The organism is Parasphingorhabdus sp., from assembly GCF_048267785.1.
Lineage (GTDB): Bacteria > Pseudomonadota > Alphaproteobacteria > Sphingomonadales > Sphingomonadaceae > Parasphingorhabdus.
In genome coordinates this window covers 68603-95085 of sequence record NZ_JBLWWU010000003.1, presented here as the reverse complement: position 1 = coordinate 95085, position 26483 = coordinate 68603, and the positions used below count along the sequence as shown (strand labels likewise).

At 56.6% G+C, this 26483-nt stretch carries 28 protein-coding genes; 17 read left to right on the top strand and 11 right to left on the bottom strand.

Features of this window, described 5'->3' with window-relative positions:
• Positions 1-108 precede the first annotated feature (108 nt).
• Positions 109-2628, bottom strand: coding sequence for a TonB-dependent receptor plug domain-containing protein (locus ACN0VD_RS03810; RefSeq protein WP_417591783.1), 2520 nt, complete (start codon positions 2626-2628; stop codon positions 109-111).
• 231 nt (positions 2629-2859) lie between these two features.
• Here ACN0VD_RS03810 and infA point away from each other — a divergent pair, with 231 nt between their 5' ends.
• The 7 genes from infA (at position 2860) to ACN0VD_RS03775 (ending at position 8410) form a co-directional block, all read left to right on the top strand.
• The gene (gene infA, locus ACN0VD_RS03805; RefSeq protein WP_066742521.1) at positions 2860-3078 is read left to right on the top strand and encodes a translation initiation factor IF-1; all 219 of its coding nucleotides are present in this window, start codon (positions 2860-2862) and stop codon (positions 3076-3078) included.
• A gap of 110 nt (positions 3079-3188) precedes the next feature.
• The gene (locus ACN0VD_RS03800) at positions 3189-3758 is read left to right on the top strand and encodes a Maf family protein (RefSeq protein WP_417591780.1); all 570 of its coding nucleotides are present in this window, start codon (positions 3189-3191) and stop codon (positions 3756-3758) included.
• Positions 3751-4749: a ribonuclease gene (locus ACN0VD_RS03795; protein WP_417591778.1), complete on the top strand. Its 999-nt coding sequence runs from the start codon at positions 3751-3753 to the stop codon at positions 4747-4749. Before ACN0VD_RS03800 ends, ACN0VD_RS03795 begins: the two co-directional genes overlap by 8 nt.
• Positions 4750-4815: 66 nt before the next feature.
• Entirely contained in the window at positions 4816-5448 is a 633-nt protein-coding gene (gene maiA / locus ACN0VD_RS03790) for a maleylacetoacetate isomerase (RefSeq protein WP_417591776.1), read from the top strand.
• A 1-nt stretch (position 5449) separates the two neighbouring features.
• Positions 5450-5860: a GFA family protein gene (locus ACN0VD_RS03785; protein WP_417591774.1), complete on the top strand. Its 411-nt coding sequence runs from the start codon at positions 5450-5452 to the stop codon at positions 5858-5860.
• Positions 5861-5863: 3 nt separating this feature from the next.
• A complete protein-coding gene (locus ACN0VD_RS03780) occupies positions 5864-7957 on the top strand; it encodes a TonB-dependent receptor (RefSeq protein ID WP_417591772.1) in 2094 nt (697 codons plus the stop codon).
• Between the two features lie 9 nt (positions 7958-7966).
• A complete protein-coding gene (locus ACN0VD_RS03775; RefSeq protein ID WP_417591770.1) occupies positions 7967-8410 on the top strand; it encodes a MarR family winged helix-turn-helix transcriptional regulator in 444 nt (147 codons plus the stop codon).
• Between the two features lie 52 nt (positions 8411-8462).
• Here ACN0VD_RS03775 and ACN0VD_RS03770 read toward each other — a convergent pair whose 3' ends face one another.
• The 7 genes from ACN0VD_RS03770 to ACN0VD_RS03740 form a co-directional block, all read right to left on the bottom strand.
• Complete coding sequence (locus ACN0VD_RS03770; protein WP_417591768.1) at positions 8463-9452, bottom strand: type II secretion system F family protein; 990 nt, start codon at positions 9450-9452, stop codon at positions 8463-8465.
• Positions 9453-9470: 18 nt separating this feature from the next.
• Positions 9471-10442: a type II secretion system F family protein gene (locus ACN0VD_RS03765; RefSeq protein WP_417591766.1), complete on the bottom strand. Its 972-nt coding sequence runs from the start codon at positions 10440-10442 to the stop codon at positions 9471-9473.
• A gap of 40 nt (positions 10443-10482) precedes the next feature.
• Positions 10483-11769, bottom strand: coding sequence for an AAA family ATPase (locus tag ACN0VD_RS03760; protein ID WP_417591764.1), 1287 nt, complete (start codon positions 11767-11769; stop codon positions 10483-10485).
• Positions 11769-12368 carry a CpaD family pilus assembly protein gene (locus ACN0VD_RS03755; RefSeq protein ID WP_417591762.1) on the bottom strand — a complete coding sequence of 200 codons (600 nt, stop codon included), beginning with the start codon at positions 12366-12368 and terminating at the stop codon, positions 11769-11771. Before ACN0VD_RS03755 ends, ACN0VD_RS03760 begins: the two co-directional genes overlap by 1 nt.
• A 21-nt stretch (positions 12369-12389) precedes the next feature.
• Positions 12390-14006, bottom strand: a complete 1617-nt coding sequence (locus tag ACN0VD_RS03750; RefSeq protein ID WP_417591760.1) for a type II and III secretion system protein family protein — start codon at positions 14004-14006, stop codon at positions 12390-12392.
• A complete protein-coding gene (cpaB, locus tag ACN0VD_RS03745) occupies positions 14006-14965 on the bottom strand; it encodes a Flp pilus assembly protein CpaB (protein ID WP_417591758.1) in 960 nt (319 codons plus the stop codon). The genes ACN0VD_RS03750 and cpaB overlap by 1 nt, the downstream gene beginning before the upstream one ends.
• A 74-nt stretch (positions 14966-15039) precedes the next feature.
• The gene (locus ACN0VD_RS03740; RefSeq protein ID WP_417591756.1) at positions 15040-15522 is read right to left on the bottom strand and encodes an A24 family peptidase; all 483 of its coding nucleotides are present in this window, start codon (positions 15520-15522) and stop codon (positions 15040-15042) included.
• Positions 15523-15617: 95 nt separating this feature from the next.
• On the opposite strand from ACN0VD_RS03740, the gene ACN0VD_RS03735 reads away from it, so the two are divergent.
• The 3 genes from ACN0VD_RS03735 to ACN0VD_RS03725 all read left to right on the top strand — a co-directional run bounded on the left by ACN0VD_RS03735 (position 15618) and on the right by ACN0VD_RS03725 (position 17946).
• Positions 15618-16574 (top strand): alpha/beta fold hydrolase, encoded by a 957-nt coding sequence (locus ACN0VD_RS03735; RefSeq protein WP_417591754.1) that lies wholly within the window; start codon positions 15618-15620, stop codon positions 16572-16574.
• Positions 16571-17686 (top strand): NAD(P)/FAD-dependent oxidoreductase, encoded by a 1116-nt coding sequence (locus tag ACN0VD_RS03730; RefSeq protein WP_417591752.1) that lies wholly within the window; start codon positions 16571-16573, stop codon positions 17684-17686. The genes ACN0VD_RS03735 and ACN0VD_RS03730 overlap by 4 nt, the downstream gene beginning before the upstream one ends.
• A gap of 83 nt (positions 17687-17769) precedes the next feature.
• The gene (locus ACN0VD_RS03725; protein ID WP_417591750.1) at positions 17770-17946 is read left to right on the top strand and encodes a YegP family protein; all 177 of its coding nucleotides are present in this window, start codon (positions 17770-17772) and stop codon (positions 17944-17946) included.
• Here the strand turns inward: ACN0VD_RS03725 and rnhA are convergent.
• The 3 genes from rnhA to ispH are packed head-to-tail and all read right to left on the bottom strand — an operon-like array spanning position 17943 to position 20319.
• The gene (rnhA, locus tag ACN0VD_RS03720) at positions 17943-18404 is read right to left on the bottom strand and encodes a ribonuclease HI (protein WP_417591748.1); all 462 of its coding nucleotides are present in this window, start codon (positions 18402-18404) and stop codon (positions 17943-17945) included. The two genes, ACN0VD_RS03725 and rnhA, sit on opposite strands and share 4 nt — an antisense overlap.
• Positions 18401-19360, bottom strand: coding sequence for a homoserine kinase (gene thrB, locus ACN0VD_RS03715; protein WP_417591746.1), 960 nt, complete (start codon positions 19358-19360; stop codon positions 18401-18403). The genes rnhA and thrB overlap by 4 nt, the downstream gene beginning before the upstream one ends.
• The gene (gene ispH, locus ACN0VD_RS03710) at positions 19360-20319 is read right to left on the bottom strand and encodes a 4-hydroxy-3-methylbut-2-enyl diphosphate reductase (protein WP_417591744.1); all 960 of its coding nucleotides are present in this window, start codon (positions 20317-20319) and stop codon (positions 19360-19362) included. Before ispH ends, thrB begins: the two co-directional genes overlap by 1 nt.
• Positions 20320-20478: 159 nt before the next feature.
• Here ispH and ACN0VD_RS03705 point away from each other — a divergent pair, with 159 nt between their 5' ends.
• From ACN0VD_RS03705 to tatA, 7 genes are all read left to right on the top strand, one after another.
• Positions 20479-21138 carry a hypothetical protein gene (locus ACN0VD_RS03705; RefSeq protein ID WP_417591742.1) on the top strand — a complete coding sequence of 220 codons (660 nt, stop codon included), beginning with the start codon at positions 20479-20481 and terminating at the stop codon, positions 21136-21138.
• Positions 21139-21207: 69 nt separating this feature from the next.
• Positions 21208-22932 carry an arginine--tRNA ligase gene (gene argS / locus ACN0VD_RS03700; protein WP_417591971.1) on the top strand — a complete coding sequence of 575 codons (1725 nt, stop codon included), beginning with the start codon at positions 21208-21210 and terminating at the stop codon, positions 22930-22932.
• 28 nt (positions 22933-22960) lie between these two features.
• The gene (locus tag ACN0VD_RS03695) at positions 22961-23599 is read left to right on the top strand and encodes an SPOR domain-containing protein (RefSeq protein WP_417591740.1); all 639 of its coding nucleotides are present in this window, start codon (positions 22961-22963) and stop codon (positions 23597-23599) included.
• 112 nt (positions 23600-23711) lie between these two features.
• Positions 23712-24731 carry a beta-N-acetylhexosaminidase gene (gene nagZ, locus ACN0VD_RS03690; RefSeq protein WP_417591969.1) on the top strand — a complete coding sequence of 340 codons (1020 nt, stop codon included), beginning with the start codon at positions 23712-23714 and terminating at the stop codon, positions 24729-24731.
• Positions 24728-25513 (top strand): segregation and condensation protein A, encoded by a 786-nt coding sequence (locus tag ACN0VD_RS03685; protein ID WP_417591738.1) that lies wholly within the window; start codon positions 24728-24730, stop codon positions 25511-25513. The genes nagZ and ACN0VD_RS03685 overlap by 4 nt, the downstream gene beginning before the upstream one ends.
• A 46-nt stretch (positions 25514-25559) precedes the next feature.
• Positions 25560-26201 (top strand): SMC-Scp complex subunit ScpB, encoded by a 642-nt coding sequence (scpB, locus tag ACN0VD_RS03680; protein WP_417591967.1) that lies wholly within the window; start codon positions 25560-25562, stop codon positions 26199-26201.
• 25 nt (positions 26202-26226) lie between these two features.
• Positions 26227-26457 carry a twin-arginine translocase TatA/TatE family subunit gene (tatA, locus tag ACN0VD_RS03675; RefSeq protein ID WP_417591736.1) on the top strand — a complete coding sequence of 77 codons (231 nt, stop codon included), beginning with the start codon at positions 26227-26229 and terminating at the stop codon, positions 26455-26457.
• Positions 26458-26483 lie beyond the last annotated feature (26 nt).

Genomic DNA, 26483 nt, shown 5'->3' with positions numbered 1-26483 from the left:
GCCTGTCGACCCGGAGGGCGAGCGTAGCTCAACGGCACCTGTCGACGAGAGGCGTGGTTCGACAGGCTCACCACGAACGGGTCACCCTAATAGTGATTCAGCATATCCCTAGAACCGCTTGCGGAAATCAATTTCGACATAACGCCCGACCGGATCGACGTAACCCGATTGATAACTGAGCGGAATCAGGCCGCTGTCGTCGCGGACGGTCTGAATATCGTTAAAGATATTATCCATCTTGAGGGCGATCCGGCTGTTCTTCAGAAACGGGACTTTCTCGGTCAGATTGCCGCGATCATCCAGATTGATGAACATCCGCAGGTTGAGCGTGGTGAGGTCGGAAAAGCGCAGGTTGGAGCCCGTCAGGCCGCCATCGACACGGGTTGCTGTCTGGTGTTTGCCGTTAAGCCGGAAGCCGATGCCGTTTTTGAACCAGCCACCGTTGATCTCGAATTCGTGCCGCGGGCTGCCGCCGGTCGAGCCGATCGCAGATCCGTCCAGCAAGTCCAGTTCTTCGACGCCATCACGGATCTTGATGGTCTCCTCAAGACGAATAGTGTGGAAAGCAGACACTTGCCAGCGACCGCCGCCCGGTCCGCCGGCTCCCGGACCGCCACCGCCACCGCCACCGCGAGGGCCGGATCGCGAGGCAGAGTTGCCTTCAGGCCGCCCGCCGCCTCGCTCTCCGTCTGGTGGTGGAGGCTGGTCGCCTTCCGGCGGAGGGGGAGGTGCCACTACAGCCGGTCTAGTCGCGCCGCCCCTGCTGCTGCGTTGCTCGCCAAAGCGTTTTGAAAAATCGATGCCGTAACGGATGCGCTCGCTTCTGACTTCTGCATAGTTGACCGGTCGCTGGTCGATCGCAATCAACCGGCCGTTGGTATCGCGGGTTACCCGGTCGGGAAAGGCGGCTTCGATTTCGGGTGTCAGCAACGGGAAGCTCGATGCGACATCTTTGCTGTTGTTGCGGAAATATTCGCCAAGAAAGGTAAATCCGTCGAGCCATTCAGGCCGGTAATTGACCGCCAGCTTGATATCCCGCCGGGTTTCCGCCGGCAGGGAAAAATTGCCGCCGGTGGTGATGGCCGCGAGAACGGTTTCGCCATTGGTGAAGTCATAGGTTGTGACGTCGGGGGTGATGATGATCGGATTGCCAAGCTGGGCGATGCTCGGTGCCGCTTCTTCGCCGATGGCGGTGGCGGAGAATACCAGGCCGTCAATCGGTTCCCAGTTCACGCCAAAGCCGAATTCCACCAGACCACCAAAGTCGGACAGGTCGGAATAGCCAAAATTACCGTTGAGGGAGACCTTGCCGATGGCCTCGACGACATCGATGTTCTCGTTGGCAAGCGGGATATCGACACTGATCCCGGTGCTCAGTTCATCACGGCTGAGGTCCGTGGTGCTGACAATTGCGCCGCGCGTTTCCCGGCTGTTGAGATTTTCATGGTCATAGCCGGCACGGATGGTGGTGGTAACAGCACCCGACGGCAGGACGAACAATGTGCCGGACATGGTGGCAAGATTGTTGATCGTCTGGTCGACAACTTTGGCGGTATCGGTGGTCGGTACGCCTAGCAAAGCGCCGAAACTGGTCGCGAAAGGATCAACGGTGCCTGCATCAATCGCGGCCTGCAGAGCGCTGGTATCGCCGGACCGGTCAGTGTCGGTATTGACCTGTTCGCGTGTATAATCGCTGGTCAGCGACCAGCGCCAGCCGCTGAGCGTGCCGTTCAGCGTTAGCCCCCCCTGCACGGTGTTGGTTTCCTGTACCCGGCGCAGCGGACCATATTCGGTGAAATAGCGGAACAGCGGATCGCCCGCGACGTCCAATGTGCCGTTGGGCAGACCTCGGAGACTACGCGCCTTGTCATAGACATATCCACCATTGAGCGAGAGGGACATGCCATTGTCGAAAGTCCGGCTGTAGTTGGCGTTGAGTTCTACATTATCCGTTGCGGCAGCCAGGGTGCGATAATCGCCGAGATTGACCAGATCGCCAGCCGCATCCTGTATGATGTCTCGCTCGCTCTCGGTAATCGCGGTATTATTCTGCCATTCCAGATTGATATTCATCCGATCGTTTTTGCTGATGTGGGTGACGTTGGCTTCCAGTTCGGAGCGGCCCTGTCCACCAGCCGTCGGGATTCCATATTCGCCAGCGACGCTGACACCGGTATATAGGTCTTTCAGGATGAAATTTACCACTCGCTCATCAGCGCTATAGCCATAGCGCAGCGCGAGCTCTTCGGGGAAGACCTGGATCGTGCGGATGGCTTCGGGCGGCAGATCGCGAATTTCACGGAAACCGGAAGTACGCTGGCCATTGATCAGAACAATCGGCCGTCCGCTGCCACGACCCCGACTGGACGTGGTCTGTGACGAGATTCCCTCAAGCAGCTCTTGCACCGAAGAAGCACCATAGCTGGCGATATCCTCCTCGCTCAGTTCGACCACGGGTGGTATTTCGGTGACGACGGCGCCGCGCGGAAGTGACGCCGTGACGACGATTTCATCGTCCGCATAATCCGGCTCTGTATCGGTGATCTGCGCGCCGGCAGGACTCGCGAGGAGCATGCCGGCCAGAATGAAGGGAGATGAAGCGGAAAAGGATCGTGGGGAAGATATCATAATTTGTTTCGATAGCTCTAATATGGCGGAGAGAAGGCATTCGAAATGCCATGCTAGTCAGGCTAATGGTATATTTTCTTTGTATTAAATTGTCGCAAGGAAATTGCAGCGGCACCGATAGATATTATCATATTCGCTGATGCAGCTAATCCTTCCCTTTTTGCGCATTTGTCGTTATGGCGCACTGCAACACGCGGATTTGTCGCAATATTAAGGAAAATGCACCGCCATATGGCAAAAGAAGAATTATTGGAAATGAAGGGAATGGTTCGCGAACTGCTCCCCAACGCCATGTTCCGCGTCGAGCTGGAAAATGGCCATGAGATTTTGGGTCACACCGCTGGCAAGATGCGCAAGAACCGCATCCGCGTGCTGGTCGGTGATGAAGTGCTCGTGGAACTCACCCCTTATGACCTGACCAAGGGTCGCATCACCTATCGTTTCAAGTGATGCTATGCCGTTCGTCCTGAGCCTGTCGAAGGACGGCGTCCGGCTGACATTATATTCGAATCATGACTTCGACCCGCGTAGCCCGAACGGTTCAGAGGGTGTTTGCTGACATGAAACTGGTTCTGGCCTCATCCAGTCCGCGCCGGCTGGAACTGCTCGGTCGTCTTGGCGTGACGCCCGACCGGATTATCTCTCCCGACATTGATGAAAGCCCGAAGAAGGGCGAATTGCCGCGCGACTATGTGCTGCGCATGGCGCAGGAAAAGGCGGTTGCGGTTGAGCGGGCAGATGATGAAATTCTCGTCGCCGGAGATACCACGGTAGCCGTCGGTCGCCGGATATTGGGGCAGGCTGCTGACGCCGCGGAACAGCGTAAATTTCTGGAACTGATCAGCGGGCGGCGGCATCATGTGATGTCGGCGGTCTGCGTCATCGCAGCCGATGGCACCGCGCGGACGAAATTGTCCGACAGCATCGTGAAATTCAAGCGCTTCGAAGCCCACGAGATCGAGACCTATATTGCCACTGGTGAAGGCCAGGGCAAGGCGGGCGGCTATGCGATACAGGGAACGGCAGAAGCCTTCGTCACCTGGATGTCGGGCAGCTATAGCGGAATTATGGGATTGCCCCTCTACGAAACCCGTAACCTGCTGATCAGCGCAGGCTATCCCCTTGGCTGATTTTTCCAATGGCTGGCTTTACGAAGCCGGGATCGGCGAGAACCGCGCATTGCGGCTGGAAAATGGCGCGCTGGTCCAGATACGTGTCGAGCGGCCCGACGGCAGTGCCAGAGCCGGGGCAATTGTCGATGCGACATTCTCCCGGCAATGGGTTGCCGGGAAGTCGGGGATTGTAACCCTGCCGGATGGACAGGAAGCCCTGCTGCAGCCGCTGCCCAAGAAATTGACCGAAGGGGCGCCGGTCCGGGTGGAAATTGTCCGGGCAGCGCTGACCGAGCGGGGCGGGCAGGTCAAGCGCGCCAAGGCACAGCCAGCGGACAGTGACCGTCCCTTGTGTGACGGTCCCGATATTCTTGCGGAGATCAATGCTATCGGATTGCCCGTCAAACAGGTCCATGCCCACGAAGACGATGTCTTCGCTCTTCACGGCTGGCACGAGGCGGTCGAGCAGGCGGAAAGCGGGCGGATCGATTTTGACGGTGGGTGCCTCTTGGTGTCGCTTGCCCCGGCGATGACGGTGATCGACGTGGATGGACCGCTGGCGCCGCCGGAACTGGCGAAACGGGCGGCGAAGCAGATCGCACTGGCGCTGGTTCGGTTCGATATTGCTGGCAATATCGGCGTTGATTTCCCCACGCTGGAAGCCAAGCCCGAGCGAACAGCCGTAGCCGCCATTTTTGATGACTATATGACCGTCAATTGCGAACGCACGGCAATCAACGGTTTTGGTTTCATGCAGATTGTCAGCCGCAAGCTGCGGCCATCGGTGCCGGAAATCATGCAGGCCAATCGCTCGACCAATGCTGCGCTAAAGTTGTTGCGGCAGGCGGAGCGCGATCGCGGAGCGGGTGCGATGCGACTGGAAGTGCATCCGGCAGTCGCGAACAAGTTGCAACCGTTTATGCTGGAGGAACTGGCAAAACGGACCGGGCGGTCCGTGTCAGTCGAACCGCGCGGCGGGATTTCGATCGATGGCGGTTCGATAGGATAATCCTGCTCCCTGGCGGGAAGAAGAGCAACGCTTGCATTTCCGGTGGCCTCTCTCCACAACCGGAGCATGACAGATATCATTCTCTACGACTATTGGCGTAGCTCGGCGAGCTACCGGGTGCGGATCGCGCTTAATCTGAAGGGCGTGGCCTACACCGCAATAAATACCAATCTGCTCGACGGGAAACACCGGACGAAAGAATATATCGCGCGCAATCCGCAGGGCCTTGTGCCGATGCTGTCGATCGACGGCCATGATCTTACCCAGTCACTGGCGATTATCGACTATCTCGATGCAAAATATGAAGATCCGCCGATGGTCTCCGGCGATCCGGCGGAACGGGCCAATACGCTGGCGCAGGCGCTGGTGGTAGCGGCGGATATTCATCCGGTGAACAATCTGAGGATATTGAAATATCTCAAGAATGAACTGGGACAGGATCAGGACGCCATCGACAATTGGTATCGCCACTGGATTGAAACGGGCTTTGTCGCTCTCGAAGCCATGGCCCCGGAAACCGGCCTGTTCGGGGGAGATAAACCCAATCTGGCCGATGTCTGCCTCGTGCCGCAAATGTATAACGCACGCCGGTTGGCAACGAATTTGAGCGCTTTCCCCAAACTCGTGCGGATTGATGCGTCTTGCAATGATCTGGAGGCTTTTCAGAAAGCCACCCCCGAAGCTGTAAAGGAAGAATGATATGATTGTAGAAGGCGGATGTTATTGCGGCGCGGTGCGCTACAAGGCCGAAGGCGAACCGATGCTGAAAGCGGAATGTTTCTGCCGCGAATGCCAATATACGACCGGCGGCAACAGTCTGTTGCTGATGGCGATGCCGGCGGACGGGTACGAGATCACCAAAGGGGCTGTGAAGGGCTTTAAGCGCGACGACCTTGAAAAGGGTGTGACACGCGAATTTTGCGCCGATTGCGGCACCCATCTGGCCACTCGCGCGCCGGGTTTTGAAGTTGCTGTGATCGTCAAAGTCGGAACGCTCGATGATCCGGGCGTCTTCGGCAAGGCGGACAGCGCCAATTTCGCATGCGACGCGCAGGACTATCACCGGCTTCCTGACGAAATGCCGGTCTATCAGAAATGGATGCACAATTAAATCATGAAAAAATCAGTTTTGGCCTATCCGCTATTGGTATCAATGGCGTCGGTGACTGTCCCTGCCTGGGCGCAGGAGCAAGCCGGCAATGATGAAAATCTAGTTGCAGAGATCATTGTTTCCGGGTTGCCCGTTACCCGTGGCGACAGTGTCTATAACGCGACCGAAATCGAGATGGATTCGTCCCAGACTGTCGAAAATGCATTGCGCGACGTGCCCGGACTGCAACAATTTCGCCGGTCGGACGCGCGCTCGGCCAATCCGACCAGCCAGGGCGTTACGTTGCGCGGACTGGGTGGCAATGCCTCTTCCCGTGCCCTGCTGATGCTGGACGGAGTGCCGCAAGCGGACCCTTTTGGCGGCTGGGTGGCATGGCCCGGCTATGATGCGCTGGCTTTGAAAATTGCCAGAATTACCCACGGGGGTGGCAGTGTCGCCGACGGTCAGGGCGCAATTTCCGGAACCATTGAACTGTTCAGCGACAATGTGGGAGACCGGATCGAACTCGGCGCAGCTTATGGCAGTCGCAACAGCGTCGATGCCGATCTTCTCTTCGGTCGCGAACTGGGGCAGGGGCAGCTCACCATTTCCGCTAATTATGCGCGCGGCGACGGCTTCATTCCAATCATTGAAGGGCAGCGTGGTTCGGTGGATCGTCCTTCGGAATATGAGCAGGCTGGCCTGGCCGTGCGCTTCGTTGCGCCGCTGTCCGACCATATTGAATTACAGAGCAATGTCCGTGCCTTCACCGACGACCGCGAACGCGGCTTTGCCTTTAGTGAAAATCACAATGACGGTGCGGATGCCAGCATCCGGCTGGTTGACCGCACGTCCGACTGGCAATGGTCGGCATTGGCCTATGTGCAAATCCGCAATTTCGATGTCAGCTTTGGCGGCGTTGACGATGATCGCAATTCGGTCAGCCGGGTATTTGAACAGTTTAGCGTGCCTTCCACAGGCGTCGGCGGACGCTTTGAGGTGCGGCCACCGGTTGGTGACAATCTCGAGTTGCGGATCGGCGGCGACTGGCGCCGAACCGAAGGGACAACCAACGAGAATTTCTTCTTTCTCGACGATGACACGCCGCAGCGCAGTCGCAGGGCCGGCGGCAGCACCGCCACCTATGGCGGCTTTGTCGAAGCCAGCCTGCAAGCCAGTGATGCACTGGTGCTGACGGGTGGGGGACGCGTTGATTTCTGGTCGATCGACAATGGCTTTCGCAAAGAGATCGAACTGATCAATCCGTTTCCCGGATCGGTCCGGACGGACGAGCAATATACCAATCGCAGTGGCAGCGAATTTACCGGGCGCGGTGGCTTTACCTTGGATGCAAGTGATGCGCTGACCCTGCGCGGTGCCGCCTATCTCGGCTGGCGCTTGCCAACGCTCAACGAACTGTTCCGGCCTTTCCGGGTCGGATCGGATGCAACGGCTGCGAATGAATTGCTGGAACCGGAACGGGTCAAGGGAGCTGAACTGGGGCTGGACTGGAACAATGATGTCGCAAAGATTGGCATCACTGCCTTCTATAACCAGCTCGATAATGCCATTGCAAATGTGACATTGGCCAGTGGTCCGGGCGTCTTTCCCGGCGTTGGCTTTGTCGCCGCGGACGGGACATATAGCCAGCGCCAGAATCTGGCGGCAGTTGAGTCCAAAGGCGTTGAAATTGAAGCCGAATTCGATCTCCGCGAGTGGGCTGATGGACTGACTTTCCGCGCCGCTTATTCCTATGTCGACGCGACAGTCGATGGCAGTGGCGATGCTGCTCCGATCGACGGCTTGCGCCCCGCGCAGGTTCCCCGCCACAATGCCTCCGGATCAATCCGCTGGAAAGCGGACAATGGATCCGGGGCAAGCCTGTTGGCGCGCTATATTGGACAGCAGTATGAGGATGACGTCAATATCCTCAGCCTCGCCGATGCATTCACGATAGATGGGCGCATGACGCTGGCCGTTACGGATCGTCTGCTCGTCGAAACGCGGCTTGAAAATCTTTTTGATGCGCGGGTAGAGGCAGCCGTTAGCAGCAATGGAATAATAGAACGCGCATTTCCTCGGACATTTTGGGTTGGACTTCGCGCCAAAATTGAATAAATATTACTTATGACCGTAAGCCTTGATGATTTTCTGCCCTACCAGCTTTCGACGGCGTCCAACGCCGTCAGCGATCTTATTGCAGGAGAGTATAAGAGCCGCTTTAGCCTTAAAATCCCCGAATGGCGGGTAATGGCCGTGCTAGGCTCCCGTGGTGCCTCTACCCAGCGGCAACTGGTCGAAGCGACCCTGATGGACAAGGTGACGGTTAATCGTGCGGTAAAAAATCTGGTTGATCGCGCTTTGCTTGATCGCAGTCCCAATACCGCGGATGGCCGTTCCCACCATTTGTTGCTGAGTTCCACCGGACGTGACCTGTACGAAGAGATCATGCCCGCCGCTCAGGCGATGGAAAAGAAAGTGATGGCGGTGCTCAGCGCGAGCGAGCAGGCCGAATTATCGGCCATGCTGGTGAAGGTGAAAAAATCGGCAGACGACCTGGCTGCAGAATGAAAAAGAGCGGCAGGGGACTGCCGCTCTCCTGATTTTCTGAACGTGTTTCCGGCTACAACATGGCATCGGAGATCGAGCAGGCCGCAGGGCCAAGGATCACGATGAACAGGGTCGGCAGAATGAACATGATCAGCGGTATCGTCATGATCGCCGGCAGGCGTGCTGCTTTTTCTTCGGCCCGCATCATCCGGTCGTTGCGGAATTCTGCCGACAGAACGCGCAATGAAGATGCCAGTGGAGTACCGTATTTTTCCGTCTGGATCATCGTCGTCACCACGCCTTTGACATGGTCAAGTGCGACGCGATAGGCGAGGTTTTCAAATGCCTGCCGCCGCTCGGTCAGGAATCCCAGTTCGATCGAGGTCAGCGAAAATTCATCGGCCAGTTCCGGGAAGGCGCTGCCGAGTTCCTTTGAAACCCGGGCAAATGCCGTGTCGACCGTCAGGCCGGCTTCCGCGCAAATCACGAGCAGATCAATCGCATCAGGCAGACCTTTTCGGATCAGGTCTGTCCGTTTGGCAATCAGGTTGTTTATGTAGATATCGGCGGCCTTGTAGCCAAAAATCGTCGCACCGGCGAATACGGCAAACCGTTTCAGGTCCGACCATTCGGCGAGATAATCGAAGCCATAAATTGCAAGCGCCGCACCGCCGCCGAGCAGAATTGGCAATACAAGCCGGCTGAAAATCACGACGAAGGCGAGATCCTTTGAACGGATGCCAGCCTGTGCCAGTTTCTGTTGCGCTTCCTTGACCTGGGTATCCTGCAGAACCTGCATCGAGGACAAGGCATTGCGCATGCGGTCCGTCGTATCGCTCTGCTGCACCAGCTTTGCGCGTTTCTTGGTGGTCGAGGCGGTGATACCGGCCTTGAGCTGTTCGCGGCGCTCATTCAGCGACTTGACCCGTTTTGCCATCGGATCGCGCACCGTCACGGCGGCGTAGATTGCGAAAAATACCGCTGCTGCTGCGACAGCGGACAATATAGTCGCTACCCACAGGACGTCCACGCCCATCAATGTTGGTCCGCCGCTGGTTGTCATTTGCCTTGCACCTTCATCCTAAATCTCGAAATTGACCATCTTGGCCATGATGAACACACCAATGCTCATCCATGTCAGTCCACCCAAACCGGCAATGATCAACCGTTCTTCAAAGAAAAAGCCAGCCAGATATGTCGGGTTCACGGTGTAGACCAGCCCGAACACAATGAACGGCAGGGATCCCACAATATAGGCCGAAGCCTTGGATTCCGACGACATGGCCTTGATCTTGAGTTTCATCTGTCCGCGCTTGCGCAGCACATCGGCGAGGTTGGACAATGTCTCGGCGAGGTTGCCGCCGGTTTCACGCTGAATCGCCAGGGTGATGCAGAAGAACTTGAATTCCGGTGTTTCCATGCGCTTTGCGCTTTCCTGAAGCGCATCTTCCATGGTCTGACCGATCTTGATCCGGTCGACGACTTTCTGAAATTCCTCGCCAACCGGTCCACCAATTTCCTTGGCAACCACGCCGATCGTTTCGGTCACCGGCAGGCCCGAACGCAGGCCGCGGACGAGCAGTTCGATAGCGTCGGGAAAGGAGGCCGTAAATTTGCCAACACGCCGGTTGATCAGGAAGCCGACGACAAAATGCGGCAATCCGGCACCAACCAGAAGCCCGATTGTTACGCATAGCAAAAGTGGTGCGCCTTTGATCAGCAGCAGTCCGAAGACCAGCAGGAACAACCCTCCCACCGCGTAGAAAAAATAGGACAGCGGCCAGAGCTTGCCGGTTTTTTCCAACCGGATTGCCAGGCTTTCCATCTTGGTCATGGTTTCGCCTTTGGGGCGTGTGGTTTTGCGCCGCGCCGAGAGCGCTTTTTTCATTTGCGCTTCAACCTGAACATTCGCGCTGTCGGAATGGCGATATTTGACCTTGTCGAGACGTCGCGCCTTGGCCGTTGACTGTGACGGGCCTGCAAATGCAAATATGATCAGCAGCAAAACCGCTAAAACCCCTGCACCCAATATTGCGATTTGCATTATACCCATAGTCTAATTCCTTTAAAGCTGAAGAATGTTTGCACCTGCTTCAGACTTTAGGAGCTTCTTCCTTGACTTTTTTCGATGGGAGCAATGATTTCAGTTCACCCAGTTTGCCCATCAGTGATCGTTTGTCGCCACCGTTGCCATCGTCGTCGCTATCCTCGACGGAACCGAGGACGAGGTTCGTCAGCTCGACGATTTTCGCGGCGGCCTTGCTGGATTTTCCGGCTTCCACCAATGCTTGACCCAGTTTCGCAGACTGCGCTGCGGTACGAATGTCATAGGGGATCAGGATATCGATCTTGCGCTCGATAGAGTTTTCGAAATCCTGACGGCTAATTTCCAGATTGGCGGTTTGCACCTTGTTCGCAACGACATAGATCTTGCTCTGTGCGGCGTGCGATTTCAGCCAGGACAGCAAACGAATACAGTCGCGGGCTGACGCCAGAGTCAGTTCCGTCGTGATCACCGTGGCATTAACGTCGCCGAGGAGATGCGGATAGTTGATCAGCATGTCCCGCGGCAAATCGATCACCGTACAATCGAAGGCCGCGCGAAATTCTTCCTGCAACTGGAAAAATGCGGTGCCATCGGTCATCATCGGCGAGTTGATCGGCGCTTCTGCAGACAGCAGTGACAATTTCTCATTGGCCTTGATCATGGCGCGTTCGATGAACAGGCCATCGATCCGGCTCGGATTGTCAATCGCATCGGTAAGCCCGCGACCAGGCTCCAGATCCAGGGAAAGAGCGCCGGTACCGAAATGGACATCCAGATCCAGCAGGGCGGTCAGACGTTCCTTGTCATGGCTGAGCAACCAGGCCAGCGACGTGGCAATGGTGGAAGCACCAACGCCACCACGCGTGCCGATGACCGCCGTCGAAACATGGGGCTTCTCGGCATGTGATTCCTCGGTTTTCGGCGCGTTGATCACCGCCTGTGCCTGAGCCAGTACATCACGCAACTGGTCCGGTGTAAACGGCTTGAGCAGATAATCCTGCAGGCCGCTGACAATCAGGTCGCGATAGAGACGCACGTCATTGACCTGACCCATGGCAACCACGACGGTGCCCGGTTCGCAGACTTCGGCCAGAGAATTGATGTCGTTCAACGGATCGCCGGATTCGGACAGGTCGACCAGCAAGATATTGGGGCTGGCGGAAACGGACAGCGTTTGGACCGCATTGCGCAGTCCGCCCATGTTGCATTTATCGCCCGCCCAACCCATTTCTTCGACAACCGGACGGAGTAAATCTAGCGTATCTTCATCGCAAACAAATGCGGCAAACGGATCACGTCCGTTGTTCGAGCCGGGTTTCCAGGGAGCGTTCATTATTGTTCTCCAACTTTCTTGTCACGATAAGCACGGATAGCTTTGGAAGCATGGGCCTGGTCTTCACCGTTGGCATTGGTGCCGCGGACGAGATCTTCGGGGTCGGCAATCATCGCCGCCATGGTGCTGTTCGTTCCGCAACCATAATTTTCACTTGTGCGCACTTGAAAATCGGTGTGGCTGCGATAGCTGAAATCGGGACAGCCGGGCACCGATGCGGACGTCCGCGAAACGACGACCCGCATCAAGCCGGCGGGTACATGGCCTTCGGTCACTGGCGCGGTTTCGCTGATCAGCAGACCATAGCGGGCCACAATGGCTTCCACCGCGGCCTTTGCCGCGGCGCTGGCTGAATAGCTGGGATCATCAATCGAAACGCGATCACCATAGCCGAGTTCGAGAGCATCAAGCCAGCCAGAGAGGCGGTTCTGTTCCGATGAAGACAATCCGCCACTGCCCGTACTCAGGTCCAGCACATAGTTCGCTTTGGAAACGACAGGTTGGCGTTCGCTATATACGCCGCGGTTTGCCGTGGTGCTGCCACAAGCCGTAACCGAGAGCCCGAGGGCGGTGATGAGTGCCATTGAAATGATGCGCATGATCTGTTCTCCTGATCGGGCTTATTTATCGAAACTGAAACCGGGGGCTGCACTGCCGGATTTCTTGGCCGATTTGGCGGGACGTTTTGGTTCCAGGCTGCCAAATGCCTCGCCCTCCGGCGTAGCGGGAGCCACGCTCGGTTTGGGGCGATCGGCACCGGTGCCCGAATGATTGCGGTTCATCAGGAAGCGTTCTGCATCATTGGCGGCTTTGAAGCCGTCGGTTGGCAACACAATCTCGCTGTCGTTGACTGGTTTCACCAGATAAGGCGTCACCACGATCATCAGTTCGGTTTCGTTACGACGATAGCCATCGGATTTGAACAAGGAACCGAGGATCGGAACATCGGCCAGTCCCGGTGTCTTGTCGATCGCCGAGTTATAGCTGTTCTGCATCAGACCGGCGATCATGAAGCTCTCCCCTGACCCCAGTTCCACAGTGGTCTCTGCCCGACGGGTCGATACCGCAGGAATGCTGAAACCGTTGAGAACAACCGCTCCGTTGGTCGTTATCTCCGAAACTTCCGGAGCGACACGAATGGAAATCCGGCCGTTGGAGAGGACGGTCGGTGTATAAGACAGGCTGACACCGTAATTCTTGTACTGGACCGATATTTCACCCAGCCCGGTCGAAATCGGAATGGGGAACTCGCCGCCAGCAAGGAATGTCGCGGTTTCGCCTGAAATCGCCGTCAGGTTTGGCGATGCCAATGTGCTGACCAGACCGACACGCTCTGAAACGTCAAATGCGGTTGCGATGTCGACGCCAAACAGACGGCCTGCCGCCTGAATGGTGTTGAGATCGGATGCCGCATTATAGTTGAACGCCGTTCCGCCGGAAGTGACGAACTGGCCGGTTGATGGATTGAATGGCAACGAAATCGAGCCTGCAGGCAATCCGAACAGCTGCGATGCATCCAGGTTGGGGAAGGACGAGGTGTCGAAATCGGTGATCGTACCGAATGAGCGCCCACGCGATACGCCAAATTGGAATCCGCCGGTTGTATCCCGGGTTATCAGATTGCCGTTGATTTCCTTCGCCAGCGAACGGCTGACTTCCGCAAACCGGACCTTCAGGTTGACCTGCATGGGCGTGGCTGTTTTCAGCCGACTGACGACACGGGTGCTGTCACCGACAAATGCCTGTACCAGATTTTCTGCTTCTTCGGCGTCATCCGGGTCGGCGATCGTCCCGGTCAACAGAACGAAATTATTGGTCGTGCTAACCGCGATTTTGGCATCCGGCATTGCCAGATTAAGCATCTGGTCAATCGACGAAATTTCTGCACCGACGGCGATTTCAGCCGAGTAGACGACCTTGCCCGTGGCGCTGGTTGCATAAAAGCTGGTCTGGCCACCTTTCTTGCCGAAAATATAAACTTGGCGCGGTGACCGTACCTGGACATCGGCGATGCTGTTTTCGGCAATGAAAATATCTTCAATCGAAGAGGGCAGGGTGATCAACTTGCCACGGCCCACTGCGATGGAAATACGGCTATCCGGCTGCGATACCTTGACCGCCTGAGCGTTCAGCGGTGTCGCGTTATTGACTGCCAGAGCCATGGCGAGAGCTGCAGCGACACCCACGGCCATTGCCTTTTTCACCGAACGGCTATGCTGTGCATATTCTACGGCCATTATTTGTCTCCAAACTCAATGTCATTGACCGTATTGCCACGTGCGACGCGGACTACCGGACCTTTGGGTTTTTCCTTTTCGGCCAGTGGCGGAGGTGAGCGTGTTTCAAACCGCGATACGTCTCCACCGGTCGAGAAAGTTGATTTTGTGCTGGTTGGACGAGCTGCCAGCGAACGGATCATGTCGGCTTCGACCACCGGATCATCCGTTTTCGGCAGTTTGATCGCACCAGAGGCAATGGCTTCTTCCAGTTCGGCGGCGCTGTCCGCCAGGGAACGGAGAGACAGGCTCAATGTGCCCAGAGTCTGGGCGACCGAGATCTGTTCGGCAATTTTTGGCGTGGCTTCCAGGGTTACCAGTTTTGCTTTCTGGGCGACTTGCTGGCCCTCTTCATTCCGTGCAGCCGTAACCCGGTTATCGGTGGCCAGCACCCGCAGGTTGCGGATAACGGTTTCTGAAACCTTGAGTTCCGGACCTTCGCCCTTCACCGACTGGGTCAGCATCAGGTCGACTCGGTCGCCGGGAAATATGAAACCCGCGACACCGGTCAGGCCAGATACCGGGATCGTTACTGCGCGCATGCCGGGGCCGAGTGCAGCAGCGAGGAAGCCGCGATCACCCGGAGCAACAAGCGAACCCTTGGTCATCGGCTGACCCGCGGTAATCGGATTGCGCACCACGGTGCCCACCAACGTTTCAACGTCAGTGCCTTCCTTCATGAAATAAACGTCTTCGATCAGATTTTTTGGCCAGGGCTGAAATCGGAAGCTGTCGGTCGTGATAAGCGTGCCAACCGGAAGGGCGCGAGTAGCAACGAGCACTTCCTCGCCAAGCACTTCGGTCTTCTTTGCTTCAGCCTGCGGCGCGGACGCACCGTCAAACATGTTCTTGGCGAGCAATGCCGTGACTGCCGCCACGATCAGTGCTCCAACCAGCAAAATGATCTTCTTCTTGTCCATGACGTCTCACGCCTCCTGAATGCCCCCGCCCGAATGGTTCCATTGGCGGTCATTGTCTCTTTCGAGTAAAATGGTTAAAATATCGTTTGTGAACTTTGCCCAGTTATGCCCCAGATGGTCCAAATCCCTGAGAGGGCGATGGCAACACCATAGGGAACCTTTATTGCTCCCTCGGTCTTTTGGATTCTCTTGCTGATCATCATTAACAGCGTCAGCACGCCACCAGCGATGGACATGATCACCAGAAGCTCTAGAAAAGTCAGCCAATGCATCCATAAGGCAAGGGCTGTCAGTAGTTTGACGTCACCGCCACCCATCGCGCCAATTGCGAAAAGGCCGGTGAATATGGTAAATATTATGACAGCCAAACCAATTTGTCCGATCATGTCGGGCCAAAATGTTAGGCCGCTGGCGATCCAGAAGACCGGTGCTCCCAAAGCAATGCCGAGATTGAGCCAGTTTGAAATATGGCGTCGCTTGAGGTCGGTAACGGCCGCTACTATCAGTGCAATTGCCAATCCGCCCCAGAGCAAGTAGATGAAGGTTTCGCTATCCATAGATAGATCGTCTAGCTAATTTGCCTTACCAAATAGTAACCATGATTCCCGGAGCGGGCATATCTGCCGACACTGTGACAATGACAAAGCCTGATATGACAGACCTGCAAGACGAGCACTTTGATCGCCGGTCGGTTCCAGCAGGCGCAGTTGAAGGGACGTGGGTCGGGCCGGATGGCTGGGAATTCAGGCAATTGGACTGGCGGCAGGACAATCCGAGAGGATCGCTTCTGTTCATGACCGGGCGTGCCGACTTTTATGAAAAATATCTGGAGACTTTCCACGATTTTTACCTGCGCGGCTGGAATGTCACCTCGGTTGACTGGCGGGGGCAAGGCGGGTCCGGGCGCTGCGGACCACACCCGCACGTCGGTCATATTGATGATTTTTCAACTTGGGTGAGTGATCTGGAAGCGCTGTATGATGATTGGCGTGCCAACCATCCGGGACCGCATGTGGTACTGGGCCACAGCATGGGTGGGCACCTGGTATTGCGGGCGCTGGCCGAGCAGCGCATTCATCCGGATGCGGTCATATTGAGTGCGCCGATGCTTGCCCCGGCTGGCGGCGGCATGCCCGAATGGACCGCGCAACTGGCCGCCAGAATGATGTGCATCATCGGTCGCGGCGAGCGGCGTGCCTGGAAACCGATTGAAAATCCTCTGGAACCTTATGTGCCCCGGCAGGCGCTGCTAACGCACGATGTGGCCCGCTATTCGGATGAATTTTTCTGGTTCCGAGAACGGCCCTTCGTTCGACTGGGGCCGGCGAGCTGGCGCTGGGTCGAACGCGCCTATTCCTCCACCCGAAAACTGCGGAACCGGAAAAAGCTGAAACAGATGAAAGTCCCAATATTGATACTGGCAACATCTGTTGACGAACTGGTAGATCATCCAACAATCGAGCGCGCCGTGCATTTGATCCCCAATGCCGAGATGAAGCTTTTCGGTGAGGAATGTGCGCATGAAATCTTTCGCGAGGTTGATGACATACGCAACGTCGCGCTCGACGCCTGTTTCGATTTTCTTGACCGAGTTGCCCCTGCAAAATGAAACAATTTGATATTGTCATAATCGGAGCCGGCATTGCCGGAGCCAGCATCGCATCTGAAATTGGCACAGAACGTTCAATTTTGCTGCTCGAAGCCGAAGATTTCCCCGGGTATCATTCCACCGGGCGCTCGGCTGCTTTCTGGACAGAAAGCTATGGTGGGCCTCTGGTGCAACCGCTGACAACCGCTTCGCGGGAGTTTCTGGACAATCCTCCGGCGGAATTTTCGCCATCCGGTTTTCTTCGTCCGCGCGGTGCGATCAATATCGCCAGAGAGGATGAGCGGCATCTGGCAGATGAGTTTCTGGCGGATTTTGCCGACAGTGGTCTGGCTATGGATCGCTGGTCACGGGAGCGCGCGGTGCGGCTTGTACCCGATTTGAAGCCTGAGTGGCAGCACGCGATCCATGAGCCGGATTGCCGGGATATCGACGTCGCTGCGCTTCATGCCGCTTACTTGCGAGACGCCAAACACAAGGCGGCGGAGTTGATATGCCGGTCATCGGTCACACAAATACGGAAACATGGCGATGGCTGGGAACTGACTGCAAAAGGCGAAACCTATCGCGCAACTGTGCTGGTCAATGCGGCTGGTGCCTGGGCGGATAATGTTGCCCGGCTGGCAGGCGCGAAACCAGTCGGTATCCAGCCGCTCATCCGCAACATGGTCCAGATAGAGACCGATCCGTCATCAACACAGGACATGCCACTGGTTGTCGGACTGGATGGCAGTTTCTATTTCAAACCCGAAGCAGGCGGTGGCTATTGGCTTAGCCCGCATGACGAAATACCCTCGGAGCCCGGCGATGTTGCACCTGACGAACTGAGCGTTGCGACGGCCATCGACCGGTTTGAAAAAGTGCTGGATGTTACCGTGAAGCGGGTGAGCCGGAAATGGGCAGGCCTGCGCAGCTTTGCTCCGGATCGCCTGCCGGTCATCGGCTTTGATGCCGTAGTGGATGATTTCTTCTGGTTCGCCGGTCAGGGCGGTTTCGGTATCCAGACGGCTCCGGCGGCGGCAAAACTGGCCCGGTCGATTCTGCTGGGACAGGCACCGGATGAAAGCCTGAATGCTGTCGATGCCAGCCTCTACCGGGCGTCGCGCTTTTCCTAGGAAAGAACGTTTTACAACGTGATCGTTGCACTGGCGGTCCGATGGCCTATTGTTTCTATACCCAATAGAAGGAGAATATCGCGATGGCGCACAAATTTGAGATCTGGAAAGACAAAAAAGGCGAGTTTCGGGTTCGCTTTAAATATAACAGCGAAATCATTTTTGCGACCGAAGGCTATTCCAGCAAGGCCAGCGCCAAAAATGCGATTAGTTCGATTCAGAAAAACGGTCCGAAGGCCGAAATTGAAGACAATAGCTAGAATTGGTGACGATTGGCGGCAACGTTCATGGCAGCGTTGCTCGCCAACAGATCGGCACGTTCATTGTCGGCATCGCCGGCGTGGCCCTTGACCCAATGCCATTCGATCTGATGGGGCTCGACGGCCTTTAACAGTTCCTGCCAGAGATCGGCATTTTTGACCGGCTTTCTGGCCGCGGTCCTCCAGCCATTTTTCTGCCAGCCAAAAATCCATTTGGTAATGCCGTCTTTCACGTAGGTGCTATCGATTGACAGTTTCACCCTGCATGGGCGCTTTAGCGCATTGAGCGCCTCGATGGCCGCGCGCAATTCCATGCGGTTGTTGGTTGTGTTCGGCTCTCCGCCCGAAATTTCTTTTTCCTTGTCACCAAGGCGAATTAGCGCGCCCCATCCGCCTGGCCCGGGATTGCCTTTGCACGCGCCATCAGTGGCAATCTCTACGACTTGTGTTTCGGTCATGCTTCGAAAATATCCGGGTGGATTTGATAATATTGCAGTCGATGGAGAAAGGCCTGAGGGTCTTTGCGGGTAACCAGTGCATCGGCCGGCGTATTGATCCAGTCATAGGCGCGGGTCAGCAGAAACCGCAGAGCCGCTCCGCGGGCCAATAAGGGAAGTGCCTGACGTTCACTATCACTCAGCGCGAAGGCGGATATATAGCCGGCCATCAGCGCTTGCGATACGGGGGCGTGGAAATCGGTACCGTCTTCGGAAAAACACCATGCTGCATGGGTCACCGCGAGATCGTAGGCGCGGATATCGGTGCAGGAAAAATAAAAATCGATCAGACCGGTGACCCGGTCACCAAGCATGAGAACATTGTCCGGAAAAAGATCGGCATGGATCGCAGACCGGGGAAGATTATGCGGCCAATGTGCATCGAGATGATCGAGTTCCCGTGCGATCGCCTGCGCCAGCCCCGGCTCAATTTTGTCGAGCTGTGCGGGACCGCATTGTTCGGCAAGCGTTCGCCAGCCATCGTGATCCATGCTGTTGCGTCGTTCCGGGGTGAAGTTTGTCAACGCGCAGTGCATATTCCCCAAAGCCTCGCCGGTGGCCTGGGCCTGGGCAGCGGTAGGGTGGCTTACGGACACACCGGGAAGAAAGGTTATCAGGCAGGCGCTACGGCCACATAGTTGCTGGATTTTCTTACCTTCGCGATCGGCGATCATCGGCGGCACCAGACAGCCATGCGCTGACAGATGATCGAGCAGGGCGATGAAAAACGGGAGGTCGTCCGGGTCGACCCGCTTCTCGTATAAGGTCAGGATATATTTGTCCTGCGTGGTTTCGAGCAGATAATTGCTGTTTTCTACGCCTTCGGCAATGCCTTTGGCGGATACCAAAGTACCGACATCGAAGCGGGTGAGGAACTGACCGATTTCCTCTGCGCTGACTTTTGTATAGACCGCCATCAGCTTGCTTCGAGACCACGTGGGAGCTTGAACGTCATATTTTCGTCGGCGGTCTGGATATTCTTTTCCCGGATATCGAAATATTCCTCAAGCCGGTCCGTCACTTCACGCACCAGTATTTCCGGTGCTGATGCCCCCGCGGTCAGTCCCAACGTGCTGACCTCTTCCATCCAGGCAGGATCAATTTCATCGGCCCTCTGGATTAGTTTGGCGGCCGCGCCACCGCGTTCGGCCACTTCCACCAGACGCAGGCTATTCGAACTGTTTGGCGCGCCGATGACCAGAACGAGCTCGCAGGATTTGGCAATTTCCTTCACGGCATTCTGACGGTTGGAGGTCGCGTAGCAAATATCCTCGCCTTTCGGACCGATAATATTGGGAAAGCGGGTCTGTAGCGCCTCGACGATTGCGCGGGTGTCATCGACGGATAATGTCGTCTGGGTCAGGAAGGCAAGCGCCTCCGGATCCTCGGGCTGTAGCGCTTCTACATCGGCCAGCGTTTCAACCAGTGTCATCCGGCCATCGGCGACCTGACCGAAGGTGCCGATCACCTCGGGGTGATTGGCATGACCGACAAAAATGATGTGGCGACCGGCCTGGGTCTGCCGTTCCGCCTGACGATGGACCTTCGACACCAGCGGGCAGGTCGCATCGAGATATTCCAGCCCCCGTTCTTCGGCTTTATGGGGTACCGCCTTGGGAACGCCATGCGCAGAAAACACCACCGGAACACCGTCGGGCACCTCATCCAGTTCTTCGACAAATATTGCGCCCAGTTTCTTCAATTCATCCACTACATAGCGGTTGTGCACGATTTCATGACGCACATAGACCGGCGCACCATATTTTTTGATCGCCAGTTCAACGATTTTTATCGCCCGGTCAACGCCCGCACAAAAGCCGCGAGGCGCTGCCACAAGCAAGTCAATCTGCCGTTTTTGCTTATCCGAATGATTCATAATGAAGCCCTTAGGGAATAACTGCACCGGCGAAAAGCCCGTCTGTTCATCTTATGGACGGTTGCACCGGATTAAAGGCACAGATAAGGGTTGCGAGGTTTTTATCGATGCACATTGAAACCTATGTGTGTTGCCCGTGATTAAAGGCAAGGATTGAGAATGATGGCGAATGGCCGATTGAAAAAAATAGGTTTGGCGGCGGTCACGATTTTGGCTGTCAGCGGATGTGCAAAAGAAGGGGCGCTTGATGTCAGCTCGGGCGTGGGCGTTTCGGTTACCCGATCGGGTTGCCCTCCGGTTGCCGTTCCCGATCATACCGGCGACATAACCGTTTTTAATCCGGTGAACAGCACCGATGCCAGCGCCATCGATGTTGTTGCGAACATCACCAATGTCCGTTCGACCTGCAATAGTGAAGGCGCCCGTATCTATACCGAGGCAACATTCGATGTCCGCGCTGTACGGAGCAATCCGGCTGGCGCCCGTACGGTCACGTTGCCCTATTTTTCCACCGTCGTCCAAGGCGGCACCGCTGTTGTGGCGAAGCGGGTCAATAACGTAACGCTGCAATTTGCCGATGGGGACTATCGTGCCTCGGCATCGGGCAAGGCGGGTTCCTATATCGACGCCAGCGCCGCACGTTTGCCAGAAGATGTCATCGAACGGCTGACTCGGCGGCGCAAGCCTGGGGATCCCGATGCAGCGCTCGATCCGCTGGCCGATCCAGCCGTAAAGGCGGCCGTTGCGCGATCGTCTTTCGAACTTCTCATCGGTTTTCAGCTAACCCAGGCACAGTTGCAATATAACGCTACCCGATAGGGTTGCCTGAATTGATGAATGTCCACGCCTGATCCCGTCGGGCCCTTTTTTCTATGACGAATTGAGCCAATCATGCTGTTCCAGATTTTTCAGAAACATATTGATGCCATATTGGATGAATTGATCGAAGCCGGCACCCTGCCGGCCGGGACCAATCGTTCGAACGTCACTCTGGAGCCGCCACGGGACCCGTTGCACGGTGACCTGTCGACCAATGCAGCGATGGTTCTCTCCAAGGCGGCCGGGATGAAGCCGCGGGATCTGGCCGAGAAAATTGCCGAGAAACTGGGTGTGCTGGATGATGTGCAATCGGTGGATATTGCCGGACCGGGATTCATCAACCTGCGGGTTGCTGCACCGGTGCTGCTCGGCGAGCTGCTCGAAATCGACGATCTGGGCGCAGAATATGGCCGTTCGGACAAGGGCAAGGGTGTCACGGTCAATATCGAATATGTCTCTGCCAATCCGACGGGCCCGATGCACATGGGCCATTGCCGCGGCGCGGTCGTCGGTGATGCACTGGCCGATCTGCTGGAAGCCATCGGTCACAAGGTCATCCGCGAATATTATGTCAATGATGCCGGATCACAGGTCGATACGCTCGCCCGTTCGGCCCATTTGCGCTATCTGGAAGCTTTGGGCGAAGATATTGGCGCGATACCTGAAGGCCTGTATCCCGGCGACTATCTGAAGCCGGTGGGCGAAGCCTTGGCCGCCGAATTTGGGGGCAAATATAAAGATGTTCCGGAATCCGACTGGTTGCTGATTTTCCGCAAGGCGGCCGTCGAGAAGATGATGGATATGATCCGGTCTGATCTGGCCATGCTCGGCATCCGGCATGACGTGTTCTCTTCAGAAGCCAAGCTGCATGAAGCGGGTAAGGCCGACGCCGCCGAAGCGGAACTGCGGTCACGTGATCTGGTCTATGACGGCGTGCTGGAGCAGCCCAAGGGCAAGGTGATCGAGGATTGGGAAGCGGTCGAGTTGCCGCTGTTCCGTTCTACCCAGTTTGGCGATGATCAGGATCGTCCGATCAAGAAGTCGAACGGTCGCTGGACCTATTTTGGTGGTGATCTCGCCTATCATTTTCAAAAGGCCCAATCAGCGGACGAACTGATCGACATCTGGGGTGCCGATCACAGTGGTACGGTTAAACGGATCAAGGCGGCGGTCGCGGCGCTGACCGGGGGCAAAACCAAATTTGATGTAAAACTGGTCCAGATGGTGCGCCTGCTACGCAACGGCGAACCGGAAAAAATGTCCAAACGCTCGGGCAAGTTCGTGACTATCGCCGATATGGTTGATGAAGTCGGCAAGGATGCCGTGCGTTTTACAATGTTGACGCGCAAGGCCGACGCCCAGATGGATTTTGATTTCGCCAAGGTAATGGAGGCCTCTCGCGACAATCCGGTATTCTATGTGCAATATGCCCATGCCCGCATCCAGTCGACTTTGCGCAAAGCCGCAGAGGAAGGAATATTGCCCTCAGCCGACCGTCTTGACCGACTGGGCGAAGAGGAATTGGATCTTGTTAAAATGGCGGCGCAATTCCCGCGGATTGTCGAATCGGCGGCCGCTTCGCGTGAACCGCATCGAGTCGCATTCTATCTGAATGACCTCGCGGCCGCTTTTCATGCCTTTTATAATTTGGGCAATGACCGGCCTGACAAGCGGATCATAATGGTTAACGACCCGGAAACGACATCGGCAAGGCTTTTCTTAGCCAAGAATATCGGGCAGACTATCAAGAACGGTCTCGCGCTGATGGGGGTTGAGGCCGCAGAATCGATGTGATCAGTCCTTCTGCTTATGGGAGCATAAAATGTCAGACACCACGCGTGATAATCTTGATCTGGACGACGATGATCGTCTGCCGTGGCTGGAATCAGCTGAAGATTATGACGATGACGGAGAATATTCGCCCTTTCGGGTCGCGCTGTTCATCGGTGTCGGATTGCTGCTGCTGGCGGCGATTGTTGGTGGTATCTACTGGTTGCAGAACCGCGATGGCGGCGGACTGGATGGCGACGGGGAACTGATCGCTGCGCAGGAGGGTGACTATAAGGTTCGGCCTGACGATCCGCAGGCCAGAACATTTGAAGGCGAGGGCGATGCCAGCTTCGCTGCCAGCGAAGGCAAGGATACGCCGGCGCAACTCGGTGACCCTGTGGTAACCGAAGCACCGATCCGCAAACCCGATGCCGTGGCTGGCGAGGAAAGCCCCGGAACGGCTCTGGTTCAGCTCGGTGCATTCAGCTCGGCGAGCCTCGCTGATAGCAGTTGGGCGGGGTACGCGCGGCGGTTTGAATCGATCGGGGCGCTTCCGAAGAAAATTCTTCCCGGCACCGTTGAGGGTAGCACGATTTACCGGCTGAATGCAGTTGCACCAAGCTATGAGGCGGCCCAGCAGCTTTGCAATAATCTGAAGGCAGCCGGAGAAAGCTGCCTCGTCGTTCGCTAGCTTTGGCGCAAATGATGGTTGAAGCGCTGTGGATAACGGCGCTTTCACCTTTACCCCGCGCTGAAACGGCGCAAGTATAAGATATGTTGCGTGAGAAGACATCATCATGGCTATGACCCCCGCCGTTTTTGGATTGACGGGCCTGAGCCTGACTGCCGACGAAAAGGCGTTTTTCCGTGATAGCGACCCAGCGGGTTATATTATCTTCGGTCGCAATATCGAAAGCAAGGCGCAGCTTAGAGCGCTGACCGATGAGTTGCGCGCAATTCATGGTCGCGATGACCTGGCGATCCTGATCGATCAGGAAGGTGGCCGTGTTGCGCGGATGCAGGAACCGCTCTGGCCCAAATTCCCGGCAGGGGAGGTTTTCGACAAGCTTTACGATATTGCTTCTGCGACGGCGATTGAGGCCGCGCGTCTCAATGCACAGGCGATTGCGGTTACGCTTCGTGAGGTCGGGATCACCGTCGATTGCCATCCGCTACTTGATGTGCGTCAGCCGGACGCCAATAATGTGATTGGCGACCGCGCTCTGGGAAGCGAACCGATGCGGGTCGCGGCTCTCGGTCGCGCTATTCTCGACGGCCTGCAGCGCGGCGGCGTGGTCGGTGTGGTCAAGCATCTGCCTGGCCATGGCCGGACCAGCGTCGACACCCACAAGGCCTTGCCGACGGTGACGGCCAGCGACGAAGAATTGCAGCTGGATCTCGCTCCCTTCCAGACGCTGAACAAGGCGCCGATGGGCATGACCGGCCATTTGCTGTTCACCGCCTGGGACGCAGAGACGCCCTCGACCCTGTCGAAGACCGTTGTTCAGGATATCATTCGCGACCGGATCGGCTTTGACGGCCTGCTCTTTACCGACGATCTCGATATGGAAGCTTTGTCCGGCACCGTTCCCGAGCGGGCCGAACGGGCCCAGATGGCGGGATGCGATATTGCGCTCAATTGCTGGGCAAAGATGGATGACATGATCGGGATTGCCGACCGGCTCGCGCCGATGTCGGATAAAACGCAGGAACGGCTGGATCGGGCGATGGCGACGATTGCTGACACAAAAGACGCCGAGTCTGAGGATGAACTGGACATGTTGCTCGCCCGGCGCGACGAACTCATAGCAGCAACGGCATGAGTGAAGAACGGGAAGACGAAAGCTTCTTTTTCCCGCCCGAATCGGTCGCCCCTGACGACGGCGCGCTAACGCTGAATATCGATGGCTGGGAAGGGCCTCTCGATCTTCTGCTTGCCCTCGCGCGCAACCAGAAGGTCGATTTGCGCGAAATTTCAATTCTTGAGCTGGTTCAGGAATATCTCAAATATATCGCCAGTGCCCAGACCCTGCGGCTGGAGCTCGCGGCGGACTATCTGGTGATGGCGGCATGGCTGACCTATTTGAAATCCGGCTTGCTGCTGCCCAAGGATCCGGAGATCGATCCGTCGCCGGAAGAACTGGCGCTGCGGCTGCAGATGCGGCTGGAGCGGCTCAACGCGATGCGGGAATCGGGTGCCCGGCTGCTGGCGCGCGACCGGATTGGCCGTGACGTCTTTATGCGTGGCGCACCGGAGGGACTGCGGGTGGTGAAGGAACGGCAGTGGCAGGCCGAATATTATGACCTGATTGCCGCTTATTCCCGCGTGAAAGTCCGTGGAGCACCGGCGATTCACATCGTCCGCCAGCGGATGGTGATGACTCTGGATGATGCGCTGGCACGGGTGTCGCTGATGCTGGGCGAAGCGATTGACTGGATGGATATCAGGAATTTTCTGCCCCCCGGTGCGCCGGCCGAGCTCCGCAAGTCCGCGCTCGCGTCCAGTTTTCTCGCGACGTTGGAGCTGGCCCGTCAGGGGAAGCTGGAGCTGCAACAGGAAGGCTGTTTTGCACCGCTCAGAATAAAGGCGACGACAAATGGGTGAACATGACATGGAAGATACCAGTCTGATCGAACGGGACACGGATGCAATGGATATCGGCAAGCGAGCGGTTGAGGCGACCCTTTTTGCCTCGGAAAACCCGATGACAATCGCCGATATCAAGGCCTATGTCGGTGAGGAACTGGATATTCGCCACATCCTGAGCGAACTGCAGGACGATTATCAGGATCGCGGGATCATTTTGGTCAAAACCGGTGATCGCTGGCATTTTCAAACCGCTCAGGATCTTTCGCACCTCTTGCGCCGCGAACGGGCCGAACTACGCAAGCTCAGCCGTGCGGGCATGGAAACGCTGGCGATCATAGCCTATCACGAACCGGTGAGTCGCGCTGAAATCGAAGCGATTCGGGGCGTTCAGGTTGCCAAGGGCACGCTCGATGTATTGATGGAAGCGGGTTGGGTACGCCCGGCCGGTCGCCGCGAAGTGCCGGGGAGACCATTGATTTACGCCACCACTGCGGAATTTTTGACCCATTTTGGCCTGCAGAGTCGCAAGGATTTGCCGGGTCTTGATGACCTGAAAGCCGCGGGATTGCTCGACCCCGTAGATCTGGTGCTGGACCAGATGGAGCTGGACGAGGCCGCAGAGCATGTCTCGGAAGAGTCTGTAGGGCGAGAGTTTCCAGATGATGATGGTGTTTTGCTGGAAAACGGGTTGGAAAGCGCTTAAATAGATTTCTCAAGGAGAATATCGCATGCAACCGAGTGTTTGGCAGATTTTAATAGTAGCGGCGCTGGTGTTGATTCTATTCGGCCGAGGCCGGATTTCGGAGATGATGGGCGATGTCGGTAAAGGCATCCGTTCTTTCAAAAAAGGAATCACCGAGGAAGAGGCGAACACCGCCAATCCAGCCCCCAAGATTGAAGGAAAAACTGGCGACGTGTCAGGTGAAACCAGCAAGACTGCTGATAAAACGGCTGGTTGATCAGGCCGGCCTTCATATCCAGGGCC

Coding starts and splice junctions, on each gene's coding strand:
- ACN0VD_RS03810 (WP_417591783.1), bottom strand. CDS start 2,628: ATGATATCTTCCCCACGATCCTTTTCCGCTTCATCTCCCTTCATTCTG.
- infA (WP_066742521.1), top strand. CDS start 2,860: ATGGCAAAAGAAGAATTATTGGAAATGAAGGGAATGGTTCGCGAACTG.
- ACN0VD_RS03800 (WP_417591780.1), top strand. CDS start 3,189: ATGAAACTGGTTCTGGCCTCATCCAGTCCGCGCCGGCTGGAACTGCTC.
- maiA (WP_417591776.1), top strand. CDS start 4,816: ATGACAGATATCATTCTCTACGACTATTGGCGTAGCTCGGCGAGCTAC.
- ACN0VD_RS03785 (WP_417591774.1), top strand. CDS start 5,450: ATGATTGTAGAAGGCGGATGTTATTGCGGCGCGGTGCGCTACAAGGCC.
- ACN0VD_RS03780 (WP_417591772.1), top strand. CDS start 5,864: ATGAAAAAATCAGTTTTGGCCTATCCGCTATTGGTATCAATGGCGTCG.
- ACN0VD_RS03775 (WP_417591770.1), top strand. CDS start 7,967: ATGACCGTAAGCCTTGATGATTTTCTGCCCTACCAGCTTTCGACGGCG.
- ACN0VD_RS03770 (WP_417591768.1), bottom strand. CDS start 9,452: ATGACAACCAGCGGCGGACCAACATTGATGGGCGTGGACGTCCTGTGG.
- ACN0VD_RS03765 (WP_417591766.1), bottom strand. CDS start 10,442: ATGGGTATAATGCAAATCGCAATATTGGGTGCAGGGGTTTTAGCGGTT.
- ACN0VD_RS03760 (WP_417591764.1), bottom strand. CDS start 11,769: ATGAACGCTCCCTGGAAACCCGGCTCGAACAACGGACGTGATCCGTTT.
- ACN0VD_RS03755 (WP_417591762.1), bottom strand. CDS start 12,368: ATGCGCATCATTTCAATGGCACTCATCACCGCCCTCGGGCTCTCGGTT.
- ACN0VD_RS03750 (WP_417591760.1), bottom strand. CDS start 14,006: ATGGCCGTAGAATATGCACAGCATAGCCGTTCGGTGAAAAAGGCAATG.
- cpaB (WP_417591758.1), bottom strand. CDS start 14,965: ATGGACAAGAAGAAGATCATTTTGCTGGTTGGAGCACTGATCGTGGCG.
- ACN0VD_RS03740 (WP_417591756.1), bottom strand. CDS start 15,522: ATGGATAGCGAAACCTTCATCTACTTGCTCTGGGGCGGATTGGCAATT.
- ACN0VD_RS03735 (WP_417591754.1), top strand. CDS start 15,618: ATGACAGACCTGCAAGACGAGCACTTTGATCGCCGGTCGGTTCCAGCA.
- ACN0VD_RS03730 (WP_417591752.1), top strand. CDS start 16,571: ATGAAACAATTTGATATTGTCATAATCGGAGCCGGCATTGCCGGAGCC.
- ACN0VD_RS03725 (WP_417591750.1), top strand. CDS start 17,770: ATGGCGCACAAATTTGAGATCTGGAAAGACAAAAAAGGCGAGTTTCGG.
- rnhA (WP_417591748.1), bottom strand. CDS start 18,404: ATGACCGAAACACAAGTCGTAGAGATTGCCACTGATGGCGCGTGCAAA.
- thrB (WP_417591746.1), bottom strand. CDS start 19,360: ATGGCGGTCTATACAAAAGTCAGCGCAGAGGAAATCGGTCAGTTCCTC.
- ispH (WP_417591744.1), bottom strand. CDS start 20,319: ATGAATCATTCGGATAAGCAAAAACGGCAGATTGACTTGCTTGTGGCA.
- ACN0VD_RS03705 (WP_417591742.1), top strand. CDS start 20,479: ATGATGGCGAATGGCCGATTGAAAAAAATAGGTTTGGCGGCGGTCACG.
- ACN0VD_RS03695 (WP_417591740.1), top strand. CDS start 22,961: ATGTCAGACACCACGCGTGATAATCTTGATCTGGACGACGATGATCGT.
- nagZ (WP_417591969.1), top strand. CDS start 23,712: ATGACCCCCGCCGTTTTTGGATTGACGGGCCTGAGCCTGACTGCCGAC.
- ACN0VD_RS03685 (WP_417591738.1), top strand. CDS start 24,728: ATGAGTGAAGAACGGGAAGACGAAAGCTTCTTTTTCCCGCCCGAATCG.
- scpB (WP_417591967.1), top strand. CDS start 25,560: ATGGATATCGGCAAGCGAGCGGTTGAGGCGACCCTTTTTGCCTCGGAA.
- tatA (WP_417591736.1), top strand. CDS start 26,227: ATGCAACCGAGTGTTTGGCAGATTTTAATAGTAGCGGCGCTGGTGTTG.